We start from the raw sequence: 26,776 nt of genomic DNA, 5'->3' as shown, positions 1-26,776 counted from the left end.
CCCCCCCCCCCCCCCCCCCCCCCCCCCCCCCCCCCCCCCCCCCCCCCCCCCCCCCCCCCCCCTCGACTCTACAAAAAAGCAGCCGAGCGTGGGCTCGGCTCTACCAGACGCGCATCACGCGGCGTCGATGGCCTCGGACAGGCGTTCGACCGCGATCACTTCCATGCCCTTCACCGTGCCGCCCTTGGGGGCGTTGGCCTTGGGCACGATGGCGCGCTTGAATCCGTGGGTCGCCGCTTCGCGCAGGCGATCCTCGCCATTGGGTACCGGGCGGATCTCGCCCGACAGGCCGACCTCGCCGAAGGCAATCGTCTTTTCCGCCAGCGGCCGGTCCTGCAGCGACGACAGCACGGCCAGCAGCACCGGCAGATCGGCGGCGGTCTCCTGCACGCGGATGCCGCCCACAACATTGACGAACACGTCCTGGTCGCCCACCAGCACGCCGCCATGACGGTGCAGCACCGCAAGCAGCATGGCCAGGCGGTTCTGCTCCAGGCCGACGGCGACACGGCGCGGGTTGGACAGCGGCGAGGCATCGACCAGCGCCTGCACTTCCACCAGCAGCGGCCGGGTGCCCTCGCGGGTCACCATCACGCAGCTGCCCGGCTGATGGGTGCTGGCACCGGACAGGAAGATGGCCGACGGGTTGGAGACTTCCTTCAGGCCCTTGTCGCCCATGGCGAACACGCCCAGTTCGTTGACCGCGCCGAAGCGGTTCTTGAACGCGCGCAGCAGGCGGAAGCGGCTGCCGCTCTCGCCTTCGAAATACAGCACGGCGTCGACCATGTGTTCGAGCACGCGCGGGCCGGCGATGCCGCCCTCCTTGGTCACGTGGCCGACCAGGAACACGGCGGTACCGGTTTCCTTGGCAAAGCGCACCAGCCGCGCGGCACTTTCGCGCACCTGGCTCACCGAGCCGGGGGCCGCAGTCAGCGTTTCGGTCCACAGGGTCTGCACCGAATCGGCCACGATCAGCCGCGGGCCGGCCTTGGCCGCGTGCTGCAGGATCGACTCGACGCCGGTCTCGGCCAGCACGTTGACCCCGTCCAGCGGCAGTTCCAGCCGGTGCGCGCGGCCTGCCACCTGGGCCAGCGACTCTTCGCCGGTGACGTACAGCACCGGCAGCACGGCCGCCATCTTCGCCACCGCCTGCAGCAGCAGGGTGGACTTGCCGATGCCCGGGTCGCCACCGACGAGCACCACTGCACCCTCGACCAGGCCGCCGCCCAGCACGCGGTCGAACTCGCCGATGCCGGTACTGACCCGGCGATGCTCGGTCTGCTCGACGTCCTTCAGCGCGGTGATCTTCGGCGGGTCGATCTTGCCGGCCCAGCCAGCCCGGCGCGAGGCAGGCGCCTTGGCCGCCGCCGCGCTCTCCAGCACGATTTCCGACAAGGAGTTCCAGGCGTTGCACTCGGTGCACTGCCCCTGCCACTTGCTGTACTCGGCGCCGCATTCGTTGCAGACATAGGCAGTGAGGCGGGCTTTGGCCATGGGGCAGGACTTCGATGCGGGGAGGTGAAGGAGGATAGCCGAGGCCAGTCGCAGGCGCTGCGACCCCCGGCATGAGGGTTGCCCGGTCATGACATCTCCTAATATGAGATGAACATCACACTTTGAAGCACTAAAGTGCAGCACCGCGCGGCCGCTATAGTCCGCGCCTCCGTGCCCCCTACTCCGCCCCCGAAGGACGTTCAATGACTGGCACCTACAGCCAGAGTCTGGTTGTTTTCTCGCTGCTGGTCGCCATCCTGGCGTCCTATACCGCACTGGACATGGCCGGCCGCCTGGCCACGACCGAAGGCCGGGTGGCGCGCTGGTGGCTGACCGGCGGCGCCACGGCCATGGGTCTGGGCATCTGGTCGATGCACTTCGTGGGCATGCTGGCGTTCAACCTGCCGATCCCGATCGGCTACGACCTGGCCATTACCCTGTACTCGCTGGCGGTGTCGGTGGGTGCATCGGCGTACGCGCTGTGGCTGGTCTCGCGCCCGCAGCTGCCGCGCCGCCGCCTGCTGGCCGGTGCGGTGCTGATGGGGCTGGGCATCGCCACCATGCATTACCTGGGCATGACCGCGATGCGCATGCAGCCGGGCATCGATTACGACCCGCTATGGTTCATCGCTTCCATCCTGATCGCCATCGGTGCGGCGGGTGCTGCGCTGTGGATCGCCTTCCGCCTGCGCAAGGAAGGTGAGCGCACCTTCCGACTGCGCCTGCTGGCCTCGCTGGTGATGGGCCTGGCCATCGTCGGCATGCACTACACCGGCATGGCCGCCGCCCGCTTCCCCGATGGCAGCATCTGCGGCGCGGTGATCGACGGCGGCATCGACAGCCGCTGGCTGGCGGTGCTGGTCATCGTCACCACCCTGGGCACCATCGGCATCGCCCTGGTCGCGTCGCTGTTCGACCGGCAGATGCGCGAGCGCACCGGCCTGCTGGCCGAATCGCTGGAAAAGGCCAACGACAAGCTGCTGCAGGCCGCCCTGCACGACCCGCTGACCCAGCTGCCCAACCGCATGCTGCTGCAGGATCGCATCGAGCAGTCCATCGAGAAGGCGCGCCGCCGAAACCACGGTCTTGCCGTGATGTTCTGCGATCTGGACGGCTTCAAGGCGGTCAACGATGCCTATGGCCACCAGCTGGGCGACCGCCTGCTGGTGCGCATGAGCGAGCGCGTCAGCAACCTGCTGCGCCCGCAGGACACCTTCGCCCGGCTGGGCGGCGATGAGTTCGTGATCGTGCTGGCCGTGGATGAGCCGGACGATGCTGTGGTGGTCGCCGAGCGCATCATTGCCGCCGTGGCCGAGCCGTTCCTGATTGATGCGGCCGAACTGCAGGTCAGCGCCAGCCTCGGCATTGCCCTGTACCCGGACGATGGCGCCACCGAGCGCGAACTGATGGCGCACGCCGACGCGGCGATGTACCACACCAAGGACGGCGGCCGGAATGGCTATACGTTCTTTACGCCGTCGATGCAGGTCAGCGCCAACCGCCAGTTGCGGCTACTGCAGGACCTGCGCCGTGCCGCCGACCGTGGCGAGCTGCGCCTGCACTACCAGCCCAAGTTCGTCGCCGCCGGCACGCCCGCAGTGGGCGCCGAGGCCCTGCTGCGCTGGGAGCACCCGGAGCTGGGCATGCTCGCCCCGGATGTGTTCATCCCCATCGCCGAGCGCAGCGGGCTGATCCTGCCGATCGGCGATTGGGTACTGGACCAGGCCTGCGCGCAGCTGCGCGCCTGGCACGACTCGGGCCACCCGGAATGGACGATGGCGGTGAACCTGTCGCCGCTGCAGTTCTCTTCGCCCTCGCTGGTGGACAACGTGCGCGACGTGCTGGCCCGCCATGCGATCGCGCCGGAGCGACTGACCCTGGAGATCACCGAGACCACCGCGATGAAGGACGTGGAAGCCAGCCTGGTCATCCTCAACGACCTGACTGCGATGGGCGTGCACATCTCCATCGATGATTTCGGCACCGGCTATTCCAGCCTGCTGTACCTGAAGCGCATGCCGGCAACTGAACTGAAGATCGACCGCGCGTTCGTGCGCGACCTGGAGCAGAACGCCGAAGACGCAGCCATCGTGTCGTCGATCGTGGCACTGGGGCGCTCGCTGCAGCTGCAGGTGGTGGCCGAGGGCGTGGAAACGCGCGAGCAGCAGGAATACCTGAGCGGGCTGGGCTGCGACCAGCTGCAGGGGTACCACCTGGGCCGGCCGATGGACCCGGACGAATTCCTGCGCAAGGTGGGGTAAGGCGGGGTCGGATCCCTTTCCGCAGGAAAGGGCCCTGCCCCCCGATGCATCCGCGCATGGCGTGGATCTACTGCTGCCGACAAGCGGCCGGCACTACCGATCCGCGATCACCCCACCCAAACGAAAAGGCCGCCCCGAAGGGCGGCCTTTTCGCGTGTGGCAACGTCGCGAAGACGTCAGTGCATCATGTGCACGTTCATGTTGTGCATGACCCACAGGGTACCGGCCACGATGATGCCGATTACCACGACGGTGAAGGCAGCAGCGTTGACGTTCCAGCGGCTTTCCGAAGAGCGGTCCAGGTGCAGGAAGAACACCAGGTGGACCAGCATCTGCAGCACCGCGGTGACCGCGATCACCACACCGCAGACGGTGCGCGAGAAATCGCCGGACATCACCACCCAGAACGGGATGACGGTCAGCACCACCGCCAGCACGAAGCCGATCAGGTAGGACTTGACGCTGCCGTGGCTCTCGCCACCCGCTGCGTGGTCATGTGCATGGTTGTCATGTGCCATTACAGCGCTCCATTGAGGTAGACGACGGAGAACACGCCGATCCAGATGAGATCCAGGAAGTGCCAGAACAGGCTCAGGCACGCCATGCGGGTCTTGTTGGTCGGGGTCAGGCCGTACTTCTTCAGCTGCACGAACATCACCAGCAGCCACAGCAGGCCGGCGCTGACGTGCAGGCCGTGGGTACCGACCAGGGCGAAGAACGCCGACAGGAAGGCACTGCGGTCCGGACCATAGCCCTGATGGATCAGGTGCTGGAATTCATAGACTTCCATGCACATGAAGCCGAAGCCCAGCAGCCAGGTCACGCCCAGCCACAGGAACATCTGGCCGACCTGCTTGCGGTGCATGGCGATCATGCCCAGGCCGAAGGTCAGCGACGAGGTCAGCAGCAGCGCGGTTTCCCACGCCACGAACGGCAGCTCGAACAGGTCCTTCGCGCCGGGGCCGCCATCGGTACCGCCGGCCAGCACCACGTAGGTGGCGAACAGCGAGGCGAAGATGAGGCAGTCGCTCATCAGGTACACCCAGAAACCGAAGACGGTATTGCCGCCGGTGTCGTGGTGCTCGTGGTCGTCATGGCCATGGGCCGCCGCGTGTGCGGCGTGCCCGTGGCTCAGGGTCGAGGTATTGGTGCTCATGCCTTCAGCTCCGACTTCACCAGGCCCTGGGCTTCCAGGTGCTTGCGGTGTTCGTTCTCGATGCGTTCCACCTCGGCGGCCGGGACCCAGTAGTCCACGTCCTGGTCGAAGGTGCGGTAGATGAACGTGGCGATCATGCCGACGAAGCCGATGATGGCCAGCCACCAGATGTGCCAGATCATGGCAAAGCCGAAGACCATGCTGAAGGCGCCGATCACCACGCCCGTGCCGGTGTTGCGCGGCATGTGGATGTCGGTGTACTTGGCCGGCTTCGGCCAGGCTTCACCACGCTGCTTGCGCTCCCAGAAATCGTCCAGCTCGGTGACTTCCGGCAGGGCGCCGAAGTTGTAGAAGGCCGGCGGCGAAGAGGTTTCCCACTCCAGCGTACGGGCATCCCACGGGTCGCCGGTCAGGTCGACCGTCTTCTTGCGGTCGCGGATGGACACGGCCACCTGGATGATCTGGCACAGGATGCCGGCACCCACGATGAAGGCGCCCACGGCGGCAACCAGCAGGAACGGCTCGTAGGCCGGGTTGACGGTGCTCTGCAGACGACGGGTCATGCCCATGAAGCCCAGCACGTACATCGGCATGAAGGTCACGTAGAAGCCGATGAACCAGCACCAGAACGCGCACTTGCCCCAGAACTCGTTCAGGCGGAAGCCGAACATCTTCGGCCACCAGTAGGTGATGCCGGCGAACATGCCGAACACCACGCCGCCGATGATGACGTTGTGGAAGTGGGCGATCAGGAACAGGCTGTTGTGCAGCACGAAGTCGATGGCCGGGATCGCCAGCATCACGCCGGTCATGCCGCCGATGACGAAGGTGACCATGAAACCGATGGTCCACAGCACGGGCGTGGTGAAGTGCACGCGGCCGCGGAACATGGTGAACAGCCAGTTGAAGATCTTCACGCCGGTCGGGATCGAGATGATCATCGTCGTGATGCCGAAGAAGGCATTGACGTTGGCACCCGAGCCCATGGTGAAGAAGTGGTGCAGCCACACGATGAACGACAGCACGCCGATGCAGGCGGTGGCGTAGACCATGCCCTTGTAGCCGAACAATGCCTTGCGCGAGAAGGTCGCGATGACTTCGGAGAACACGCCGAAGGCCGGCAGGACCAGGATATAGACTTCCGGGTGACCCCAGATCCAGATCAGGTTGATGTACAGCATGGCGTTGCCGCCACCATCATTGGTGAAGAAGTGCGTACCCAGGTAACGATCCAGGGTCAGCAGCACCAAGGTGATGGTCAGCACCGGGAAGGCAGCGACGATCAGCACGTTGGTCACCAGGGCAGTCCAGGTGAACACCGGCATCTGCATCAGCTTCATGCTCGGGGTGCGCATCTTCAAAATGGTGATGAAGAAGTTGATACCACTCAGGGTGGTACCCAGGCCCGCTACCTGTAGGCCCCATATGTAGTAGTCCATACCTACATTGTTGCTGTACTCGATACCCGACAATGGCGGGAAGGCCAGCCAGCCGGTGGCGGCGAATTCACCGATCCACAGCGACAGCATGATCAGCACCGCGCCGGACACGAACAGCCAGAAGCTGAGCGAGTTGACGAACGGGAACGCGACGTCGCGCGCACCGATCTGCAGCGGCACGGCCAGATTCATCAGGCCAGTGATCAGCGGCATCGCCACGAAGAAGATCATGATCACGCCGTGGGCGGTGAAGATCTGGTCGTAGTGATGCGGCGGCAGGTAACCCTCGGACCCGCCGACGGCGATGGCCTGCTGGGTACGCATCATGATGGCGTCGGAGAAACCGCGCAGCAGCATGACGAAGGCGACGATGAGGTACATCACGCCGATCTTCTTGTGATCCACCGAGGTGAACCACTCCTTCCACAGATAGCCCCACAGCTTGAACTTGGTGATCAGGGCGATGACGCCCAGGCCACCCAGCACCGCGCCGACCAGGGTGGTCAGCACGATCGGATCGTGGGGGATCGACTCAAGAGAGAGTTTTCCCAGCATGTTCATTCTCCCGAACCCATGTGGCCTTCATGGCCACCGTGTTCGTCTGCGTCAGTGGCATCCAGGTTCTTCCCGGATTCCTTGGAATCATGCGCCTCGGTCGGGGCATGCCCCTCGTGCGCTTCATGGGTAGACGCATCGGCGGCTGCGGCACCCGCGTGGGAATGCTTCATGCCGTAGTGCTTGTTGTCACCCATGTGCTTGGCGAGGACCCAGTCGAACAGGCCTTCTTCCACGGTGCCGTAGTAGGTCACCGGGTACCACTCGGAGTTCTTCGCTTCGCCCAGGGCCTTGAAGGAGGCCTGGTCCAGCGTTTCCTTGCCGGCGCGGACCTGGTCCAGCCATTGGCGGTATTCGGCATCGGTGACCGAATAGGCGGTGAAATGCATCTTGGCAAAGCCCAGGCCGCTGTAGTGCGAGGACATGCCCGGGAATTCACCGGTCTCGTTGGCGATCAGGTGGAGCTTGGTCTCCATCGCCGCCATCGAATAGATCATGCTGCCCAGGTGCGGGATGAAGAACGCATTCATCACCGTGTCGGACGTGATCTTGAAGTTCAGCGGGGTGTTGACCGGGAACTTGATCTCGTTGACGACCGCAACCTTCTCTTCCGGATAGATGAACAGCCACTTCCAGTCCAGCGAGATCGCCTCGATGGTCACCGGCTTGACGTCCGATTCCAGCGGCTTGTACGGGTCAAGCGCGTGCGAGGACCGCCAGGTCAGCACCGCCAGGACCAGCACGATCATGCACGGGATCGACCACACCACCACCTCGATCGCCGTCGAGTGGGACCACTTCGGCTCGTAGCGGGCCTTGGTGTTGGAGGCGCGATACTTCCACGCGAAGGTCAGGGTCATGATGATGACCGGGATGACGACCAGCAGCATGAGCACGGTGGCCGTGATCAGCAGGGTCTTCTCATCCTGGCCAATCTGGCCCTTCGGACTGAGGATGGCCACGGCATCGCAACCGGTGAGCATCACCAGCAACGACAGCAGCAGGCCCGGGCGCAACCAGCGCCCAAGGGTTTTCAACGGAATCATCGGTCGATCCAATTGCGAGGGAATGCCGTTCCCCGTCCTGCCCGCTCCGGCCAAAGCCGGTCCCGCCTGCGGTTGAGACAGGCAGTGAGGTGGGGTCGAGTCAGCCTTTCAATTTTAGGCCGTCACGCAGCATTTAAGAAGGGCATTGACAATGATCCAGCGCAGGAAGTGGCCGGATATCGCTGCGACACGTTGTCGCACCGGGTACGCAGAGCGCGCGGATGCCGGAATCGGCAAAGCATGATGAACGCATTCAGGAATGCAGATGGCTGGCGCCCCTACTGCCCCGCCGCGCCACGGGGCGCGGGGTACTCGAAGCGCAGCTCGCGCTGGCCCTCGCCCACTACCGGCAGCAGCGGATCGACGCCCACGCAGCCCATGCGCAGCCGCAGCTGATCCTCCGCAGGCACCCCGCCGCAACTGCCGAAGCTGGTGATCTCAACGCCCGACAGCAGTGTCCTGAAGAAGGTTTCCGCCTCGCGGCGCGCCTGCTCGCGGCTGGCCGCGGTCTCCTCCACGCTGTAGCGCAGCTTGATGGCGTACAGGCGGTCGATCGCGAAGACCATCACCGAGCTGTAGGCCGTGCCTTCGTGGCTGTAACGGAAGTCCAGCACGTTCGCATCCACCCGTGCAGGCCCACCGGGCCCGATACTTGCGACCGGCACCGCCATGGATTGCAGCGGGGACATGTCGCGCTCGCTGGCCATCTTTTCCCTGCGCGCGTCCAGCAATGCCTCGCGCTCGCCTTCGGCCGCCGCCCGCTGCTGGGCCGGTTCCTGCAGGCCGGCGGGATAGAAGTACAGGTCGATCCAGCCGGTTTTGTCGCCCGGCCGCTCGAAGCGGACCGAAGCGCCACCCAGCACATCGTCGTACCGGCGCTCATTTACCGCCTGCCACTGGCCCACCTGCATCGGATAGACCACGCTGGTGCCGCGCAGGAAATCGCCCAGGAACACCGTGCGGTCCGGCGGCCCTGCATCGTCCGCGTCCAGGCTCAGGGTTTCCCGGGGCGCATCGGCGCCGCACTTCTCGTCAAGGATCGCCGCCACATGCGCGCGCAGGGTGCCGGCCTTCTTCAGCGCGGCCAAGTGATCCACGCCCGGGATCTTCAACGACGGATCAGCCTTCATGAACACCGCGTAGGCCTTGAGCGCACTTTCCACGCCGGCCAACTGCCGATCCAGCTCGTCGCCGTCGCTGCCTTCGGTGATCTGGTGCGCCAGGTTTCCGAAGGTCTGCTGCGCGAGTACTTCCGGCGCGATCGAGGTTTCCTCATCCACGGTCTCGGGCAGCCCGAGGACCGGGCAGATAATCACCTGATAATCCGGGGTTTCCAGCGCCCAGTTGAACAGCCACCGGCGCATCTCATCCGCGCCGGGCTGCAGCGGAGACACTTCCAGTTGCCGGGTTTCCCGCACGAACCGGGTGGTCTCGGCCTCCGGCGCGGCCCCTGCCAGCGCAGGCAGTGCGGCCGCAACCACGAAGGCTGCGGCGAGGATGGACCGGCGCAACACATTCCCTGATGCCATGGCACACACTCCCTGGGGCCGCGCGACGCGGCGTGCAGGCGAAGCGTATCAGCTTGGCCTGACTTCCCTGCACACCAGTTCGGCCAGTTCGCGGCAGGCGAAAAACAGCCCCTCGACCACGCCTTCATCCAGATGGCGATTGGGCGTGGCCACCGACTTGCAGCGACTGGCCGCGTGCAGCATCTCCACCGCGGTCAGGATGGCGACGGCCGCACGGTCGATGCGCGCCAGGGACTGGCGACGGCCCTCGGACAGATTCTCTTCCGGCCAGAGCATGCCATCGGAGCCTTCGCCATCGCGGATGCGCCGGAGGCAGCCCTGGAAGGTGCTCAGTTCGTCGGCCGGGTTGGCGTCGTCGTTGATGGGGTCATCGATGGGGAACGGCGGAGTCTTGCGGGTGGTCATGGCGTCGGCTTCCGTGGCTGTACTTAACAGCGCCACCGCGCGGAAGCGGGTGGCGGACGGTGCGGGTTGCAAACCGGGACGTTTAGCTGAGACCGGTGGATCCGAAGATCCCCACGCACCGCCCGCCATAGAGGCCGACGGATTGCCAGCCGGCACCGCTTCAGGACGGTGCCGACTGGCAAGCGTAAAAACTAAACGTCTTCGGGTTTGCACACCCGGCCACCCGTTTTCGGTGGCGCGCCATGTTGTTTACGCCTGCACGTTCGATTCAATGAGAAAAATCCGAAAGGGTCGGACGCATCGAGCGTGCGGGAGGCAGTGTTGCATGCGCGCGGGAGTGGCAGAGGCGACATGGAAAGTCGCGAGTGCGCTGATGTGGGGGCGTACACGACATGGGGTGGCGCCGAAGGACCGGGAATCAGCAGGACGCGTGACGCTTTCCGCTTCCAACTATCTGCATGAAGGTGGACAACTGGATGTTCTGGAACCGCTAGGGACGGGGCATCGTGACGCAACCAGCTGAATTGACGTGCAATAAGCGACAGGCGCCAGCTACAGCTGCCCCGCACCCGCCCTGCGCCACATTGGTTCGAAGCCGCACCAAGCGTGATGCGAAATGATGGCGCAGATCATGGAAGCGGAACTCTTCAATGCGGGCATCGGCTATGAGGTTGCCCCACCGCTTCTTGATGTCCGTCACGTCGAAGACCTTGCCCGCACGGCGTTCGCCCGCTTGTCTAGCCCAACGCTGCAGGACTTCCATAGCTTCGACATTCAGCGGGATGTGACGTTGCCTACCGGACTTGGCGTTCTCGGCCTGAATGGTCAGCATCTTGGCTTCCCAGTTGATGTCCGCCCATGTCATCGACAACAGTTCACCCCGCCGCATGCCGGTATTGATGGCTGTAAGGACCACCGGTGTCAGGTGATCGACATAGCCGTCCATCGGCAGATCAGGCAGAACCACTTGCCGGTACTTACGCCGGGTCGCATTCGCGTTAGCCCTCCCCTCAACCCCCGCTAGATCGCGCGCTGCGAGCGCGGCCCGGAGCATCGCTTCTTCGTCCGGAGACAGGAACCGAACCACCTTGCGGCTAGCTGCTGATCGCTGACGCATGCCCAAGAGGGGATTGGTTTCGATCAGCTTCCACTCAACAGCCCGGGACAAGGCAGACCGCAGGCAAGCAAAGTCGCGCGCTGCGGTAGCCTTGGTGACTGCATCGGGGCCAGTGACACGCCCGCGCCACCATCGCTCCATAGTGGGCACGTCAATCTCAATGATCTGACGGCGTAACAGCCACGGGAACACCGATCGGATGCGGTCTGGGTACTGACGACCACCCTTTAGCTCAGCTATCGCCCAAGGTTCGAAGTGGTCATTGAGCAGTGTTTCAAGCGTGCAACTGGTGGGCTTGGACTTTGCGAGTGTCGGCAATCCGGACTGAACGTATTCAGCGACCGCTTGCCGGGCTTGGTCGCGGGCCTGATCAAGTGACAGATGTTCGACCGAGCCTAAGGTACGACGCTTACCGTGCGCCCAGGTCACGATCCACGCCTTGTGCCCTGATGGCTGCACACGCAGGATCAGGCCGCGAACCTGAGCGCCCCTAAGCTCATAGGGGCGCTGCCGGGGCTCCGCTGTGAGAACGATGCGCTTGGTGAGGGCGGATGACATTGCGCAAACTGTCCGTAAGTGGCGGTAGAGCCAACTTAGGACAGGATGCGAGACGGTGTTTGGATAAGGATCGTCCGCATGCGATGTCGAATGTCTTCGCCGTTAGAGCGAAAACTTGCTCGGATCACTGAACGGAAAAACCTACTGCCCTACGCCGTCGGTTCGCGCATCCTGGCTGTCGACGCGGGGACCCTCGGCGAAGTTCAAAAACTGAAGTACGATCTCCTCCAGGTTTAGCGCTCCACCGCAAGAGATATAGCGCCCGTCCGAAATCTCGGACTGAATCCAATCTACTTCCGAACGATCAATGCGCGTCCTGGGCAGCGAATATTCACTCAACTCCGTGTCAACCAGGTCGACAGTGAGAATCCACCCCGGGTTATCCAAAGTATCTATCTTGATACCGTAGGAATGCTCCCAATCTTCGTCACAGTGATTCAAGTACCAACTTTGTAAAAGCGCAATCGCAGTGCCCATAAATAATCTCAGTTTCGCTTTGGTAGCTCTTCTGGGAGCGCCGGACGCACCCCCTTTTGCCCTACCTCTTTCACATGAGGTGTGGCAACGATGGATCCATCAGGATTGGCATGAGCCTTTCCGGTTACGTCGACACGTTTTACCTCTTGGAAGCCTGACGGATTGTTCGGATTTGGCTGGTAAGTGGCAGTATTGCTGATATTGCCATCCTCACCACGCTTTAGGACAGAGTGTGCGCCCTGTGCATTGGCGTCCGGTCGCAATTTGTTTGTGTTCCGCCCAGATGGCGCGCCAACTGTAACAGTCCCAGTCCGGGGTGGCTGCATACGCAGGGGCGGCACTCGAACACCGCCAGCATGGGACTGACCGCCCTTGACAATACCGGCACCAATGCCATAACCAGCCTGCTCAGCCCAGTTTGCATGAAGCGGAAATCCGTGCTCGTATCGGGAAGCGTTGAGTGTTCCGTTCTCAAAGCCGGTCTGAAAGTCACTCCAACTCTGTCGCCCATCCGGATCTGTGAATTTGTACGGATTCCCGTTCGCATACCGATACCGGTTGAACTGCCCTACAGGCTGCTCATACGCCGTCACCGGATCCACCGACAGGAACACACCCAACTGCGGGTCCATGTACCGCTGCTGCATGTAGCTCAGCCCGGTCGACGCATCGCTCACATGTCCGGTATATCCCGGTCCATCCGTGACCTCACCACCCACCACGGCACCATAGGGCTCGTAGTCATAGCGCTTGATCACGTTGCCGTTGGCATCGCTCTCAGCCACGACCGAGCCCAGGGCGTCAGTATGGATGTATGTAACCGTCTGGGCACTGGCAGAAGCAACCATGCAAAGAAGCGACAGCCAGCAAAAGGTAAAACGCGAGATCAGGTTCGACATGATATTTCCCCCGTTCATAGAGGCGGCTCCCCCGGATTCTCCGGCTTCGGATCCCGCTCCACCGTAGGCACGAATGGTGCCGACCACCCAGAGCAGCCCGCCGCGTTGCATGCCCTTACGACGTAGGGATTTGCGCAGTACTGAATCGAGTAGCCGCTCCCCTGAATGTCATTGAGCGGCCCCGAGTACATCTGCCCATACACCGTCGTGCCATCGCCTGCGTGCAGCTCATAGCGCTCCGTTCCAGCAGAAGCAGTCCAACGTACATTGCAGGCAGTAAATTCGCTGTCCTGGGGCCCCGCGTAGTAATAGTGGTGATGTGCATAGGTAATCACGGGAGCCGACGGAGCTCGTATTACATTGACGGTCCTTGTCGCAGACCAGCCGCCACAGCCGCTGCTGTTGCATGCAGCGACGCGATAGGCGTAGCTGCCAGATGGCCCGGGATTGAATGAGGTACTCGTACCCGCATGATCGCCTGCACCGGCCCAAGCAGCACCGTTGATACTCTGTTGCAGGCTGTAACGTGTCGCTCCGGTGACGGCGGACCAATTGACCGAGTAAGCACCGGCTGCGGAGCTCGGCGCGCTCAGGGAAGGCGCGCTTTGGGGGGGAAGCAGAACCGTAACAACCCCCGTACCGGAGTAGCCACTGCAGCCGCCGCCATTACAGGCGCGGACACGGAACGAGTAACTACCGCTCCCCCGCCCACTGATTCCAAGGCTGGTACCCGCCCCGCTCTGAATCTGCGACCAAGCACCGGACACAACTTCTTCCAACCGGTACTCTGTAGTCGCCCCAACGGCGGTCCAGGAGACAGTAAACGCCCCATTCGCACTGGAACTGGGCACCGTCAGCACCGGGGCAGCCCCCGGCGGCCGGGTCACTGCTGTGGATACCGATGTGGAATAACCGCCACAACCACTGGCGTTGCAGGCCTTGGCACGATACTCGTACGTCCCGCTGGCTTTGCCGCTGACAGCTTTGCTGACTGCAGAACCGTCGTACACGTTGGCCCATGCACCACCGGCAACCCGCTCATCCAACTGGTAGGAAGCCGCAGTAGGTACGGATGACCAACTCACCGTCCAAGCGCCTGAACTGTTAGTGGCAGGAACAGTAACTGCTGGCGCACCCGGCACCAGCAGAACAACGATTCCCTTGTCTGCCGACCACGGCCCGCAGCCGCCAGCATTGCAGGCTTGCACACGGTAGCTCCAGGTCCCAGTGGCCTTGCCGGATACATTCCGTACTGTTGACCCTTCTGCCTGCACGCCCTGCCACGCCCCGCTGCCGAGACGCTCCTCCAAACGATACTCCACAGCGCCAGCCACTGCACTCCACGTCACAGGGAACGAGCCCGTCGTGCTGCTACTGGCAAGGGTGATCGATGGAGCGGCGCTTGGTGGCAGTAGGACTGACGTAGACACGACGTTTGACCAAGGGCCGCAGCCTGCGGAATTGCAGGCGCGTACCTGGTACCCATAGACGCCGGTCGATTTCCCGGCGATCTGCACAGCCGTTCCGGCAAGGCTGGCGAGGTTGGTCCACGCGGCGGTTCCGAGGCGCTCCCGCGGCTCATAGCGGATGCTGCCCGCCACTGATGTCCAACTTACGGTGTAGGCCCCGGAATAGCTGCTGGCGGGGGCGGTCACTGTCGGTGCCGTGTCTGTCGGGTAGATCACAGTCATCGCCTGCGCAGCCGAGTACGGCCCACAGCCGGACACGTTGCAGGCGCGAGCACGATAGCTGTAGCTGCCGGCCGTCCTGCCATGCAACGTCACAGCAAGTGCTGCTCCGTCATGCACAACCCCCCATGCGGCGGCTTCAGGCTGTTCCTCGACGACATAGCGGGACGCGTCTGCAATGGCCGACCAGTTGATGGTATGACTGCCATTGAGGCCAACCGCCGGCATGGCCAGCGCGGGCGTCGCTGTGGGAATGGGGACATAACTGATAAGGACGGACGCGCTCCAGCTTCCGCACCCGCTCCCTTGGCACGCCCTGACCTGGTAATGACGCGTTCCTTTCTCAACACCTGCAACGGCGTAGGACAGCGCACTGCCCGCATAGGCACTGCTCCACGAGCTACCCGAACTGGTAGAAACACGAAGTTCATACCGGTTTGCGTTTCCGATTGAACTCCAGCTCACCGTGTAGTTGCCAGTGGCCACGGTAGCCGGCGCGGAGATCACGGGCGTTGCCAGAACCACTCCCGTCTCCACTTGTGCGATCAAATGGGCGCCGAGGTTCACATACTCAACTTCTTTTCCGGTGCGCTTGTTGTGTTGACGGCGCAGGACTCCGTCGTTGCCATAGAAAGACAGAATGTCTCCCTGCGCGGCGTTATAGCTGCCCACACGGCGGCCATGGGCATCGTATGCATATGTCTCACGCCCTCCCACATCACGCAGACGATTGCCAAGATCAAAGCGGAACCCTTCACCATTCTTCTTGGCGAGGTTGCCCTGCACATCATAGTCAAGCCCGATGATGGCATTACCGTCGTCTTGGTTGACGGTCGTCATCCGGTTACGGGCGTCGTACCAGTAGTTGTGCTGCTTGATGCCCCCCAACTTGGCGCTGCGCAGGTTATCCAGAACGTCATAGGTAAACCGATAGATCTTGTCCCCACCAAACGAAGCAGAGTTTGCCTGCGTCAAGCGATCCGAGCTGTCGTACTGCATCTGCCGAGACTTGGCCGTCTCGATTGCATCGGTAATGCTGGCGACGTTGCCATTCTTGTCGTACGCAATGCTGACATCGATCACTCCGGAGTCAACCGCCCTGGCTGGCAGCCCGCGAGCGTTCTGCGACATGCTGTGGGTGACACCGTTCCCGTAGGTAAAGGCGCGCAATGCGCCATTGGGGTAGTAGCCCACGCCGGTAGCGAAGCTACCAACCCGAGTCGGTTGGCCAAGGGCGTTTGGCGACAGCGTCACCTGCAGGCCACTTGGGTACTGAAGACTGGCCATTGCGCCATTGGCATCGTAGCCATATCCCATCGACCAGATGCCCATCCCGGTCTGCTGAAGGGTTTCGTTGATGATCAAGCCGCGTTTGGCGTAGGCAAAGGTATTGATGACCTGCCTGCCGTCCGGATTGGCGGTCACAACCTGCGTAGGCTGCCCCACGTTGTTGTAGGACCATATCTGGTCACCGCTACCATCGGCAAAGAACAGTTGCTTCAGGCGATTGCGGGCATCATACGTGCGATCAACGCGACGACCGGACGCCTGCGCCGCTGCTGCATCGCACGTGTTGGGTGCCATCTGTGTCAATCCCGCAGCGGACCAAGCGAGGTTGCCCGCGGCATCGTAGCCCATCGCCGTCGCCCCGGTTTCGGGCTCCACGCTCTTGCAGAGCTCCTGCTGGGGGTTGTAGACGTAGGAGCGTGTAACCGACACACCACTGGTTGCATTGCGACGCTTGATGGACGTCGGCTTTCCGAACACATCGCGCGCGATATCGGTGAAGGCACCGCCCGGATGCTCTATGGCCACGGGCATGTCGTACATCGGCGAGTCATACACCCGGTGCTGGACGGTCGTCGATTGCCCTCGCGGATCCGTCGTCCGTACGCGCATGCCGGACAGGTAAGCCGTGATCGTAGTCAGCAGCCCCTGCTCGCTATCAACCGAAGTCGACGTAGGCCGACGCAATGCATCGAATTCGCTCCACTGTCCGGCGGTGGGATTGCTTCCCGCGGCCGGATAAGATTGGAACGTAGTCCTGCCTGCATGATCGTAGCTGAAGCGCTGATAGCGCGCAGTTGACCCGACACTGCCGCCATCCTGCTCAAGGATCAGTGCCGGACGCCACATCGCATCGAACCAGGTCACCTTGCTGCGATTACCGGTGTTCGTGGTCAACCGCCAATGGCCAGCCGCCAGCCCGTGCTCCACAGCATCGACACGCTCAAACACCTGGGTCGTGGGATTCCACGCAACTGAGTCACCCGTGGCAAATGTCTTGCGCACAAGGCGCCCCATGGGATCGTAGTCGAACGTGCTCTGGTAGCCCACCTCGTTGGTGGTCGACCGGATCCAGCCATTGTCATCAACGGAAGCCGACATCGAAGTACCGTCGGCAAAGCTGATCAACTGCGGCGTTCCGCGCTTCCAGTTGCTCAAACCGGTGGCATTGCCTCGCCCATCTGCAACGCTGGCCACGCTGCCATCGGCATGATAGGTCAGCGTCTGGACCAGCTTACCGAAGCGCCGCTGCTCGGTCGGAAGCGCAGCGGTGTTGTACGTCGTCTGCGCTTCGACCAAGCCTGAGTTGTTGTTTGTCTGCGAAGCAACTTGGCCGAGGATCCAGAGGGTGGTGTCGTTGTAGTAACTGGTGGTATCAGTCCGACTGGCTCCCTGTGAGCTACTACGCGTCACGCTTGCCGGGCGTCCATACCCGTCAAACGAGCTGACCTGCCAAGTCATTGTCACGTCATCCCGGGTCAATTGCCGCTGCTGCATTGGGCGAATGGTCACCGAACTGTCATCACTCCCACCCCAGCGAGATCCGTACCGATCAGGAAACGGCATGGACGACATCTGCGCGGTGGAAACATAGGTCAGCTTCTCTGACTCCAGTACCACCCCGGAGGATGACACCGTGCGCCGCCCCAGAAGCTTTCCTTCGTTGTGGCCAAAGACGATCCCGTACGTTTCTTCCAGCCTGCTGCCGTCCGGCTGGGTGATGCTCACCACCTTTGACTGCGTGCAGGTTGTACAAGGCGGCACGCCATCCCACATGCCCTGATATTCACCAGAGTCTCCATATGTCCAACGCAACACAGCGATCCCAGGGCCGCTGATGGTCTTCTCCGATAAAGACAACACATCGAAGTAGTACGGCGTTCCGAGCGTATGGGTGATCGTTCCGCCGCTCTCGGTTGCGCCGCCCTGCGTCTCCGCGACGCATTGAATGACGGGTACGCCGGCGCGATAGAAACGGCCGTGGTCGAAACGGAATGATCCTACCGCTCCCGATGGGTGCTTGATCTGCAGTGAGTACGTCTTGGGACGCAGCGGCGCTACACCGCCACAACCAGGACCCGGATCGTCGGTCCATTGCTCATAATCCACGTACATGTCTGGCACATGGGTAAACTCCCAACTCGCCGAGTCGGGTTGCACCACCCGTTGCAAGGTCGCTCCAGCGTAGACGTACGACCACGTACGCCCATTGGCCGTTGCACTTGCGAGTTGGCTTCCGGAGTACTGCAGCGAAATGGATCGTCCATCATTGGCAGTGATAGACGTCGGATGCCCATTGCCGTTTTAGGCAATGTTGACCCAATTGCCGAAACGATCCTCGATACGACTGGCGAGGATATAGACCTCGATCCGCGGCCGGCTCTGCGAGGTCGAGGAGTCTGTACCCATCTCGCCAACTGTGCGCACTGTTCCGATATTGAAGGTGTACTTGACCCCCTCCGTAGTCTGCAGAACAAACCCCTCACCCTCATAGCCTGAAATCATGGCAGTACAGGAGATCGCGTCCAGCGAACTCGTGGTCCAGTTGTTGCTCTGCCCACCCGTCGGCTTGAACTGGGAGGGCGGCATTCCGATCAACGTGCGCGCGTTGTCGCCAGGAAGGTTGACCGTATAGCCGGACCAGATGCTGTTGATGTTGTGGGGAGGCGAAGTCCACGGATGAAACGTATCCGTGCAACGCGCGGTCTTGCGCGCACCCATCCCGTAAATCCAGCCATAGTGGGAATCGAAGACCCCCGAAATGAATGGAACATCGACGTTCCAGTCACCCGCCCCTCCATAGATCTGCGGTGGCATGCCGCCTGTCGGGATCGGACGGACAGAAAGCTTACGTGACAGCCTTACCGGCAGCGCATTGGTCCCACGAAGATCAATGTCAGTCTGCTGGAACGATGTCGACTGGTCGTAGACGTTGACTGCATCGCCAAACAAGTCGGAGGTCAGCGCGCCCACCTGCTCGGCGGAACGCACCTGCTTGTCGTACTCCTGGTAGGGCTGCTGTACCGCTTGCTGGGCATGGGCGCTCCAGCCCGATGTGATCCCAAGAATGACCGCGCACACACGCGCAGACGGCCACATGCCGACTTTCAAAGACTCGATCCGCATCCCTGCCCCCTGATTGTTGCCAGGAGTATTCAGCCAAAGTTGGCAAATATCAATACCGCGTGAATATGCTAGTCAGACCCGACTTCTCAACAAGCCTTCGCGCGTTTTTTCGGCAGTGACAGCCCGGCCTCGCGACAGCCTTACGCAGTTGAACAGGAAATTCCGGTCATGGGGGTTGCGACAGGCCAAAGCTAATCAACAGCATGCAACATGCTGCACAGCCAAGCGCTTGATGCTCCCAATTTCCTAAGCGCCAGGGAAGCCGAACTAGTAATTTGGTCGCAAGAATCGGAAATTGAGGGCTGCCAGCCATGGGCTGGCACTACGGGTTGCCGGCATTCCGCCGGGCATGGCCCGGCGCTACCAGAGCACAAAAAAGCCCCGACCAAGGCCGGGGCTCTTCATACAACTGGTGCCGGAAACAGGAGCCGTTAAGGCACGTTCGGCAAAGCGTTGAGGCTACTGCCACAAGGCTTTCAGCTGTACCCTTTGTGCCCGCACTTTGTACCCGCACCACAATGTCCCTCCCCTCCGGCATCAAGCGCCGTGGCAACAGCTACTCCGCTCGCTATGTGCTTCCTCGCGCTGTGCAACGCATTGCAGGCAGGCATGACCTGGTGCAGGCACTGGGCACCAATTCCCTAGCTGACGCCGTGGCGCTAGCTGCACCGATCATCGCGGGATGGAAGGCGTGGGCGGTCGCCATCGGCAAAGGAGACACTGAGCATGGTCCCGAGGTCTACGTAAGGCGCGCTGAGGTGGCCCATCGACTGATTAGGGACGGCATCGACCAGTGGTCGCCGGAATTGATCGTGGAGCGGGCCCGGGAGAGCTACTCCATGCGCGCGTCGGGAGAGGTCTCTGCCATCGACGTGGAAGCCCAAGTATCGCGCGACGTGGAGCGGTATGTCGCGCAGCAAGAACACACAGGCGCACAGATCGACGCCGAGGGCCTACAGCGCGCGCACAGGGCAGCACGAGGCCAGCTGGGGACCACCGTATCGGACAGCCTACAAAGCTTTCTGCAGGAGCGCTCAGGAGACCTCACAGCGCAGTCTTTGGCTGAGGTTGAGAAGCGATGCGGCGCGTTCGTGCAGTGGATCGGGCGTAGCACCGAGATTGCCACTGTGAACCGCATCGCTGCCGGGCAGTTCGTTGCCAAGGTGATCCAGCCTCGTGACGTCTCGAGGGTGACGAAGACCAAGGAAGTTTCCGCCTGCCGCGTGTGGTTCCAGTGGGCCATGCTTCGCGGCCAGATTGACGCCAATCCCTTCGATCGGATGCAAGCGACGCTCAAGAAGTCGAAGCGAGGAGTCGAGGCTGCACGCAGGACGTGGACCGACGGCGAACTGCTGGTGGTGCTTAGGGGCCTGAAAGACGACCGACGGGAGCCCTTGTTGCTTCCCCTCACGCTGCTTGCGCTCTACACCGGAATGCGATTGAACGAGGTCTGCAACCTCACCGTGAGCGATTACGATCCTGCAGCCCAGGTGCTACACGTTCGCGAAGGTAAATCACAGGCGGCGGTGCGTATGGTCCCGATTCACCCGGCCATCGGCCCCACCGTCGCAGCGCTTGCGAACGCCACACCTGATGGCTATCTGCTGCCTGGGCTAGTGCCGGGCGGCCCGGACCGTAAGCGAGGTCATGGCATCGGCAAGACTTGGGGCCGACGCATCCGCTCCCTCGGCATCACCGACCGTCGCCTAGTGTTCCATGCGCTGCGCGCCACCTTCATCACATCCGCCCTCAACGGCGGGGCTCCCAAGGAAGTGGTGCAGCAGGTGGCAGGTCACGAGCGGGAGGGCGTGACCATGACGAGCTATGCGCGAGTGCTGAGTTTGGACCTGTGCCGGGCTGCGGTTGAAGGGGTCATCTTCGCGGCGGTGGACGGATTTCTTGCTCTACCCGCAGTCTCAGCCAGTGAGTCCCATGCTGCTTAAGTTAGCTGGATGGCTACCAAAAAAGATCATGAAGACCGCTGCCCTACCCGACCGAGAATGTTCGACCACTTGAACTTAGGGCCCGACCCTAGGTCACCCGAGAAAAGACTTGAAGCCGAGACCATGGAGCGCGCCCGACGGACCGGCCGGGGCAATAAAGACTGGTGGCTAAAGCGGCCAAAAGCGTAGGCTAGGCTTCTCAGGGGAGAGGGACACTGGATGCCAATATATTGCTACTACACCCCCCCCAGGCGCTGCTGGCTCAGTCCGACGATCTCCCTAAAGGATAATTACATTTACTCACTCGTCCGCGCGCAGACGGCCAAGGATGCCTTGGCCGCGCACCTGCCGGACCTTGGCGTCGAGGGCACCGTCACCGGCGTCCCTCACTAGACGTTGTTGGTCATTTGAATAAGACGCCAAGCAACGAAAAGCACAACTCCTGACACAAGGGTTCGGAATTGCCACGTCATTAGCAGCACGTTCTTACTGTTCTGCTTTTCCATCCGTGCGCTATGGCGCCTCATCGCCTCCTGAAGTTCCGTTGGGGGTGGCTGTTTGGGGTGAGTACCCATTCCAAGCTGTGCCAAGTCCGTGTTCATTCGCACAGTGGTTAATACGGACTCAATACGCATAAGCCCTAAGTAGAAGCTCACAACCCAAAGCACTATAGCCAGCACGCCTGTCGCCGAATGGGCGCTTAGGTGTACTCCGTCTAGTTTTTGTAGCCCAAACCCAATCGCCGCTCCTGTTGCCGCGAGCAGGAAATAGGCGTACTTGTCATACATGTCACTTCCAAGCTTATAAAGCATGGAGACATCGTCGCGCGTGTAGCTCATAGTTGGACCTCTTGGATTGAGGGCCAATTTTACCGCGCGTACAAGGTAAATCCTGCTTGCGGCAACGTCAATCATTTGAGATTGAAAATTGCCGACTATTAACTTCCCTGAGTGGATCACCTGTGAGTCTGAGCGTCGAATACACGACGACGTCCGGGTGTTCCTGTATGTCCTCTGGCGGCACCTGAAGCTACCCGAGCCGACCAAACGTCAGTACGCCATTGCGCAGTACGTCGCCAACGATCATTGATGACCTGGAGCCGCTGCTGAATCAGCACCGCCTGATCGTGGATGCCAGGGCAGTCAAGGCCGATGCCGAAGCCTGCAAGGGCGACGAGCGGGAGCAGAAGTACAGCCTGATGTACCAGCTGACGCGCATCACGAAGGACCGAGGGTGCCTGCGGCATGACGACCGCATCGACGCCCTGGCTCACGGCGTCCGGTGGTTCCGAGAAAGCCTGAGGGTTGACGCAGAGAAGGCCGAGAGGGAGCACCTGAAGGCCGCTGAGGATGCCCGCTGGGCTGCGCGGTTCGACGGGCGCGGTGGGCAGGCTGGCTCTGTCAGCGTTACCCGTTCCCGTCATCGTTGATTGACTAGGACAAGGACGGCCTACAACGAAGCCTTAGGTACACCTGAGGTACACCTAAGGTGGTGCGGGACAAGGGACTCGAACCCTTACGCCAAAGGCGACGGCACCTAAAGCCCTTGCGCCCACCAATTCCACCAATCCCGCAGTGCCCACGAAGCACACCTGAGGTGTCGCAATGGCGCTATTTTCCGTCCCTCTTAGGCAGTGCGTGGTCCTTTGCATAGCGCCCTGCAAGGTCCGCAGGCCTAGTGTTTTGCACCGGTTGCTTGGCAGGCGCGGCAGGCTGCGGAGATGGCTTGTCGTTACTCATCATCACTCCAGGTTTTGGATAATTACTTTGACTGGTTTTTCAGTGGCTGCAACAGTATTGAAGAGGTAGGCCGTCCCGGAAGCAATAAATAGGGTCAGGCAAACTACTAACGCGCGATTGGCTTTGTATGCCCATCCTGCGCGCTCATCATTGTGGACCCCATTCTCGCCAGCGCAGTTCATGTAAATCTCTTCGATCTTTTCGAGGTACTCGGCCGCCGCACGCCGCCGCGCTTCTTCTTCCGGAACGTCCTTCTCCTGCAAATGAAAGTTGAGGAAATCCGCCCGATACTTGGCAACCAAGCGGGTGTCGGGGAAGTAACGGTAGTCGTATCCAAAGATTGATCGGCACATGAAGTACACGGTGACGACAAGCCCTCCGCCGGTTAGCACGAGACATGCACCGAGTAACGTGTTTGCAACGGAACAGTCAGCCGAGACACCCCTCCACATCGCGACTGTTCCGCCTGCTAGAAGCGTCACGATGCCCACCGTGAGGTTTAGTGCGCTCGTGAGCGAATCCCTTCGCTGAAGTTCGAAGAAGTGGTGTTCCTTGAAGGTGGTATCCGTGTCCATACGGGGCTTGTGCTCTTTGGCAGGGTGCGGACGCATTCTTGCAGAAAAATCTGAAGGGGTCTCGATAGATCGGACGCAGCCGGTTACCCCCTGGCCCCACCTTCGTTAAGGCATCCGGGTAGGTCGGGTATGCTCGCCGAGGCAGCCTGAGCGGTACTATCCGGCACTTTCGGGTCAAACTGCGTTGCTAAGTGACTGACCGGAAAGGGATATGCACTAGATGGCGCATCTTGCGCGGTACGTATAGGGCACCTAAGGCCATGCCTGGGGGCCGACGTGCGCCCAGCGGGCGCAACTCGTTGCCTATGTTTCGCCGTCGCCCTGATTGGCGATAAGCCTTTTTCAGGCCGTCAGGATCGCAAAGAGGACTGAGGCCCCAGCGATCCATAGAACAGTCTTTACGGTGCCTTCAATCATGTTCCCGCCGAACAGAATTTCTAGAACTCGCATGGCATACCTCTGGCTAGTCGATGACCAATTATCCGACCAGCAGGACGGCGCGGTAAGACTTGTGCTGCCGCCAAATCTCTGAGCAGCCTTCGCCCGTCAGGGACCCGAGGGGCACACCTAGCCCGAATCAAGCTTAGTTATCCGGTTGCCCTGTCGCCCGCCCATACGGAAACCCCGCGTCGAAGTCCTGCGCTCCACGCACTGGAATCAACCACTTGCGAACATCATGATTGGCATACGCAAACCGATCGGTTACGGTATGCGCTTCGACGGGATTTCTGCCTGTCAAGACTGAGGCACACATGGGGTTCACCGCAGCACAGCACCGCGCACTGGCGAGGGCACAAGGAGAGGCGCCCGGAGGTGTCACCGTGGACGTGACCGGGCCTGATTGGGAGGGACCAGGACGATGACGAAGCGCCTTGCAATCTATGCCCGTGTCTCGAAAGACGAGCAGACCGTAGAGAATCAGACAGACACCCTACGGGAGTGGGGCGAACGATCCGGCCTGACAGTGGTACAGGTCTACACGGACGAGGCAATCTCAGGTGCGAAGGGACGCGACAAGCGCCCCGGCTACGATGCCATGTTGAAGGATGCGCAACGCCGCAAGTTCGATGTACTGGCGGTGTGGCACGTTGACCGTCTCGGACGCGGCACTCTGGACGCCTTGACCAACATTGAGATTCTTCAGGCCGCTGGCGTTGCACTGTGGGTTCAACTGCTAGGCATGGACACCCGAACCCCGGTCGGCCGGCTGGCGCTGGAGATGACTCTTTCGTTTGCTCAGTTCGAGCGCACCTTGAACGTAGAACGCACCAAGCTGGGCATTGCACGGGCGCGTAAGGCGGGTAAGCGGATTGGCCGCGCTCCCGTCGATATGCTCCGCGAGGAACGCGTTAGGTCGCTCCTGAGGGGCGGCATGGGGCAACTGAAGGCGGCGAAGGAGGCCGGGGTGGGTACGTCCGTGGCCCAGCGAATCGCAAGAGAACTGAAGGAAGAGGCGGATGCGGCCAAGTAGGCGGCCTCACGCTTCGCGGGGCGCTTCCGCGCCTGGATGGGTATAGCTGGAACCGTAGCGGATTTTTCACCGCTGGCACTTTTCCGCTACTCAACCCATCGCCGCGGAGAGCACGTTGACTGCCTGTTCGCAGACGTTTAAATCGGGCTGACCTTCGGAACATCAACGCCCAGTTTCGGCGAAGTTTTGCCAACTCTCTCGCCCGCACAGCGACACCTCAGGCGCCTCCTGCCGCACACACGTTGCTTGCATGTTCCCCGACGTTTCGATTGTTGTTGGCTATAGGAAGACTACCCCCACTTTCGCCGAAGTTCCTCATGCGGCCGTCCGCCCAAGCGTCTATCACGATCCGCGCTTTTGGTGGAGCCAGCCTGCGCGCCACTCTCGACAGCCCCAGTACCGACCACATGACCACCCCAGCCTCACCCACCGCCCACGTCAGTCTCCGCGCGCGGGCCCTCGCCGGTTCCAACCGTCTGGCCGAGCGCGCCCCCCCCGAACTCTTGGCCAATGTCGTCTCCCGCGTCGAGGCCCGCAAACCCGTCATTCAAGCAATGTTGGCCGCAGTCGCCACGCTACCGCCAGGACACACTGAGGCCGAGCTACAAGCCTGCCTTGCCGCCACCCTCGCGCCTTTCCCTGCGGAGCTACACGAAGAGTGCCTGAAGATCGCCTCACGTAACCACGCAGAACACCGCAGGACCCAAGGCGCGCGCATCCCTCACCCCGGCCTGACCCCGAAGAACCGCCCGCCTCGCGTTATGGTCCCGTGTCCGCCGTTCCCTACCAACGGTCCCGATCATCTCGCTGTCCAAGAGGAATGGGAGAGCGCCCATCTTCATGCCGAATTGGCCCGATACGAACTGCGCCCGGAAGTGCTGAACGCATGGGCCGATCATGAGCTACAGCTGGCCCGCTATGAGGCACAGGAGCATGGTCGCAAGGCATCCGGAGACCTACGCAGGAGCGTCCCGCGTAACCTCTTTCAGACCACCCGCGCCAGGCGGCAAGAGCACTATGAAGCCAGCCTGCGGCGGCACCTCGAAATCATCGAAGCCATTGCCTCAGGGGACGTAGAGGTCCATCACGGCGACGTTATAGAAGGCACCCACCACACCTACCGTATGGGCGAAGATGATACCCGCATCGACTGGAGCCGCACGGAGCTTGGCACTGACGGCATCACCGTGCGCATTCGCAGCGAGCGGGAACGCTGGGACGCCGAACGTGCAGCCCGAAAGGCCGAGCGTGACGCCCTGACCCCTGAAGAACGGGATGCCCGCTTCGACGCGCTAGTAGCTGCGGTCACGGCGGAGCCGCTGTTGGCCCCCGACGAACCAGATACGTCTGACATGTTCGATTTGCCGGATGACCCGGACCGCATGTCCCCGGCCATGATTGACGCGATGATCGGCTATGTCAGCCGGGCCAGCGATATTGCGCAAACTAAGTTTGAGAAGACATTGACCAAAGCCCGGACGGCGAAGCGTAGGGAAGCGGCAGCTGCGGACCCGGAAGCTGCCAAGGCCGCGCGGATGGACAAAGCCAGGTCTATGGCAAGGGACCGCACCGCCCGCCGACGGTCGAAGGAGACCCCCGAGCAGGCCACAGCCCGCAAGGCGAGGGATGCAGCTGCGAAGAGGGCCAAGCGCGCGGCGGCGAATGGGTGACGCGTCTGTCACGATCCCACGGCTTATGGTGAAGGGCAGCAGCCTAGTGGAAAGCCGAGGGCGTCTGTCACGATCCCACGGCTTATGGTGAAGGCACAGCCCTACGTACACCTCAGGCTCCACCTACGCCGTTCCAGTAATGATTGATCCATCGACCTGGCCAACCACGTAGCACCCAGGCCGCACCTCGCGTACACCACAAGGCCACCGCTAGTGCGCCTACGGCTCTACCTTCAGTTCCTCCGGACCCTTGGTCGGTACGGTCGGATACCGGAGGTAGAGCTGTGGACTCACTCGCGGTGGCCTTCGCGTATCCCCTACTACACCGACCCCGGAGCGCT

At 61.9% G+C, this 26,776-nt stretch carries 19 protein-coding genes; 5 read left to right on the top strand and 14 right to left on the bottom strand.

What is annotated here, in order from left to right:
* Nucleotides 1–114: 114 nt before the first annotated feature.
* On the bottom strand, nt 115–1,494 hold the full coding sequence (radA, locus tag NQ204_RS16285) for a DNA repair protein RadA (RefSeq protein WP_256644418.1): 1,380 nt from the start codon (nt 1,492–1,494) through the stop codon (nt 115–117).
* 203 nt (nt 1,495–1,697) lie between these two features.
* On the opposite strand from radA, the gene NQ204_RS16280 reads away from it, so the two are divergent.
* The gene (locus NQ204_RS16280; protein ID WP_256644417.1) at nt 1,698–3,755 is read left to right on the top strand and encodes a putative bifunctional diguanylate cyclase/phosphodiesterase; all 2,058 of its coding nucleotides are present in this window, start codon (nt 1,698–1,700) and stop codon (nt 3,753–3,755) included.
* A 176-nt stretch (nt 3,756–3,931) separates the two neighbouring features.
* On the opposite strand, the gene cyoD is transcribed toward NQ204_RS16280, so the two are convergent.
* The 11 genes from cyoD to NQ204_RS16225 all read right to left on the bottom strand — a co-directional run bounded on the left by cyoD (nt 3,932) and on the right by NQ204_RS16225 (nt 19,037).
* Nucleotides 3,932–4,273, bottom strand: a complete 342-nt coding sequence (gene cyoD / locus NQ204_RS16275; RefSeq protein WP_116863971.1) for a cytochrome o ubiquinol oxidase subunit IV — start codon at nt 4,271–4,273, stop codon at nt 3,932–3,934.
* Nucleotides 4,273–4,911: a cytochrome o ubiquinol oxidase subunit III gene (cyoC, locus tag NQ204_RS16270; protein ID WP_150455229.1), complete on the bottom strand. Its 639-nt coding sequence runs from the start codon at nt 4,909–4,911 to the stop codon at nt 4,273–4,275. The genes cyoD and cyoC overlap by 1 nt, the downstream gene beginning before the upstream one ends.
* Nucleotides 4,908–6,905 (bottom strand): cytochrome o ubiquinol oxidase subunit I, encoded by a 1,998-nt coding sequence (gene cyoB / locus NQ204_RS16265; RefSeq protein ID WP_256644416.1) that lies wholly within the window; start codon nt 6,903–6,905, stop codon nt 4,908–4,910. The genes cyoC and cyoB overlap by 4 nt, the downstream gene beginning before the upstream one ends.
* A gap of 2 nt (nt 6,906–6,907) precedes the next feature.
* On the bottom strand, nt 6,908–7,951 hold the full coding sequence (gene cyoA / locus NQ204_RS16260; protein ID WP_116863973.1) for a ubiquinol oxidase subunit II: 1,044 nt from the start codon (nt 7,949–7,951) through the stop codon (nt 6,908–6,910).
* Nucleotides 7,952–8,229: 278 nt separating this feature from the next.
* Nucleotides 8,230–9,480 carry a hypothetical protein gene (locus NQ204_RS16255; RefSeq protein ID WP_256644415.1) on the bottom strand — a complete coding sequence of 417 codons (1,251 nt, stop codon included), beginning with the start codon at nt 9,478–9,480 and terminating at the stop codon, nt 8,230–8,232.
* Nucleotides 9,481–9,528: 48 nt separating this feature from the next.
* A complete protein-coding gene (locus NQ204_RS16250; protein ID WP_256644414.1) occupies nt 9,529–9,885 on the bottom strand; it encodes a hypothetical protein in 357 nt (118 codons plus the stop codon).
* A gap of 490 nt (nt 9,886–10,375) precedes the next feature.
* Nucleotides 10,376–11,560 carry a site-specific integrase gene (locus NQ204_RS16245; protein ID WP_256644413.1) on the bottom strand — a complete coding sequence of 395 codons (1,185 nt, stop codon included), beginning with the start codon at nt 11,558–11,560 and terminating at the stop codon, nt 10,376–10,378.
* Between the two features lie 141 nt (nt 11,561–11,701).
* A complete protein-coding gene (locus NQ204_RS16240) occupies nt 11,702–12,037 on the bottom strand; it encodes an immunity 53 family protein (RefSeq protein WP_256644412.1) in 336 nt (111 codons plus the stop codon).
* Between the two features lie 8 nt (nt 12,038–12,045).
* Complete coding sequence (locus NQ204_RS16235) at nt 12,046–12,936, bottom strand: RHS repeat-associated core domain-containing protein (protein WP_256644411.1); 891 nt, start codon at nt 12,934–12,936, stop codon at nt 12,046–12,048.
* Between the two features lie 14 nt (nt 12,937–12,950).
* Nucleotides 12,951–18,026 carry an RHS repeat protein gene (locus NQ204_RS16230; protein WP_256644410.1) on the bottom strand — a complete coding sequence of 1,692 codons (5,076 nt, stop codon included), beginning with the start codon at nt 18,024–18,026 and terminating at the stop codon, nt 12,951–12,953.
* A 189-nt stretch (nt 18,027–18,215) separates the two neighbouring features.
* Nucleotides 18,216–19,037 carry a hypothetical protein gene (locus NQ204_RS16225; RefSeq protein ID WP_256644409.1) on the bottom strand — a complete coding sequence of 274 codons (822 nt, stop codon included), beginning with the start codon at nt 19,035–19,037 and terminating at the stop codon, nt 18,216–18,218.
* Nucleotides 19,038–19,555: 518 nt separating this feature from the next.
* Between NQ204_RS16225 and NQ204_RS16220 the strand changes: the two genes are divergently transcribed.
* On the top strand, nt 19,556–20,980 hold the full coding sequence (locus NQ204_RS16220) for a site-specific integrase (RefSeq protein WP_256644408.1): 1,425 nt from the start codon (nt 19,556–19,558) through the stop codon (nt 20,978–20,980).
* A gap of 389 nt (nt 20,981–21,369) precedes the next feature.
* On the opposite strand, the gene NQ204_RS16215 is transcribed toward NQ204_RS16220, so the two are convergent.
* Nucleotides 21,370–21,819 (bottom strand): hypothetical protein, encoded by a 450-nt coding sequence (locus NQ204_RS16215; protein ID WP_256644407.1) that lies wholly within the window; start codon nt 21,817–21,819, stop codon nt 21,370–21,372.
* Between the two features lie 221 nt (nt 21,820–22,040).
* Here NQ204_RS16215 and NQ204_RS16210 point away from each other — a divergent pair, with 221 nt between their 5' ends.
* The gene (locus NQ204_RS16210; RefSeq protein WP_256644406.1) at nt 22,041–22,409 is read left to right on the top strand and encodes a hypothetical protein; all 369 of its coding nucleotides are present in this window, start codon (nt 22,041–22,043) and stop codon (nt 22,407–22,409) included.
* Nucleotides 22,410–22,721: 312 nt separating this feature from the next.
* On the opposite strand, the gene NQ204_RS16205 is transcribed toward NQ204_RS16210, so the two are convergent.
* The gene (locus tag NQ204_RS16205; protein WP_256644405.1) at nt 22,722–23,294 is read right to left on the bottom strand and encodes a hypothetical protein; all 573 of its coding nucleotides are present in this window, start codon (nt 23,292–23,294) and stop codon (nt 22,722–22,724) included.
* An 859-nt stretch (nt 23,295–24,153) separates the two neighbouring features.
* Here NQ204_RS16205 and NQ204_RS16200 point away from each other — a divergent pair.
* Nucleotides 24,154–24,765 (top strand): recombinase family protein, encoded by a 612-nt coding sequence (locus NQ204_RS16200; RefSeq protein WP_256644404.1) that lies wholly within the window; start codon nt 24,154–24,156, stop codon nt 24,763–24,765.
* A 407-nt stretch (nt 24,766–25,172) separates the two neighbouring features.
* On the top strand, nt 25,173–26,435 hold the full coding sequence (locus NQ204_RS16195; protein WP_256644403.1) for a hypothetical protein: 1,263 nt from the start codon (nt 25,173–25,175) through the stop codon (nt 26,433–26,435).
* Nucleotides 26,436–26,776 lie beyond the last annotated feature (341 nt).

It is taken from the genome of Stenotrophomonas testudinis, assembly GCF_024499815.1.
Lineage (GTDB): Bacteria > Pseudomonadota > Gammaproteobacteria > Xanthomonadales > Xanthomonadaceae > Stenotrophomonas.
This window is presented reverse-complemented; position numbering and strand designations above follow the sequence as displayed.

Coding starts and splice junctions, on each gene's coding strand:
- cyoA (WP_116863973.1), bottom strand. CDS start 7,951: ATGATTCCGTTGAAAACCCTTGGGCGCTGGTTGCGCCCGGGCCTGCTG.
- NQ204_RS16195 (WP_256644403.1), top strand. CDS start 25,173: ATGACCACCCCAGCCTCACCCACCGCCCACGTCAGTCTCCGCGCGCGG.
- NQ204_RS16200 (WP_256644404.1), top strand. CDS start 24,154: ATGACGAAGCGCCTTGCAATCTATGCCCGTGTCTCGAAAGACGAGCAG.
- NQ204_RS16250 (WP_256644414.1), bottom strand. CDS start 9,885: ATGACCACCCGCAAGACTCCGCCGTTCCCCATCGATGACCCCATCAAC.
- NQ204_RS16225 (WP_256644409.1), bottom strand. CDS start 19,037: ATGCGGATCGAGTCTTTGAAAGTCGGCATGTGGCCGTCTGCGCGTGTG.
- NQ204_RS16230 (WP_256644410.1), bottom strand. CDS start 18,026: ATGTACGTGGATTATGAGCAATGGACCGACGATCCGGGTCCTGGTTGT.
- cyoB (WP_256644416.1), bottom strand. CDS start 6,905: ATGCTGGGAAAACTCTCTCTTGAGTCGATCCCCCACGATCCGATCGTG.
- NQ204_RS16245 (WP_256644413.1), bottom strand. CDS start 11,560: ATGTCATCCGCCCTCACCAAGCGCATCGTTCTCACAGCGGAGCCCCGG.
- NQ204_RS16220 (WP_256644408.1), top strand. CDS start 19,556: ATGTCCCTCCCCTCCGGCATCAAGCGCCGTGGCAACAGCTACTCCGCT.
- radA (WP_256644418.1), bottom strand. CDS start 1,494: ATGGCCAAAGCCCGCCTCACTGCCTATGTCTGCAACGAATGCGGCGCC.
- NQ204_RS16280 (WP_256644417.1), top strand. CDS start 1,698: ATGACTGGCACCTACAGCCAGAGTCTGGTTGTTTTCTCGCTGCTGGTC.
- cyoD (WP_116863971.1), bottom strand. CDS start 4,273: ATGGCACATGACAACCATGCACATGACCACGCAGCGGGTGGCGAGAGC.
- NQ204_RS16215 (WP_256644407.1), bottom strand. CDS start 21,819: ATGAGCTACACGCGCGACGATGTCTCCATGCTTTATAAGCTTGGAAGT.
- NQ204_RS16255 (WP_256644415.1), bottom strand. CDS start 9,480: ATGGCATCAGGGAATGTGTTGCGCCGGTCCATCCTCGCCGCAGCCTTC.
- NQ204_RS16235 (WP_256644411.1), bottom strand. CDS start 12,936: ATGTCGAACCTGATCTCGCGTTTTACCTTTTGCTGGCTGTCGCTTCTT.
- NQ204_RS16240 (WP_256644412.1), bottom strand. CDS start 12,037: ATGGGCACTGCGATTGCGCTTTTACAAAGTTGGTACTTGAATCACTGT.
- cyoC (WP_150455229.1), bottom strand. CDS start 4,911: ATGAGCACCAATACCTCGACCCTGAGCCACGGGCACGCCGCACACGCG.
- NQ204_RS16205 (WP_256644405.1), bottom strand. CDS start 23,294: ATGGACACGGATACCACCTTCAAGGAACACCACTTCTTCGAACTTCAG.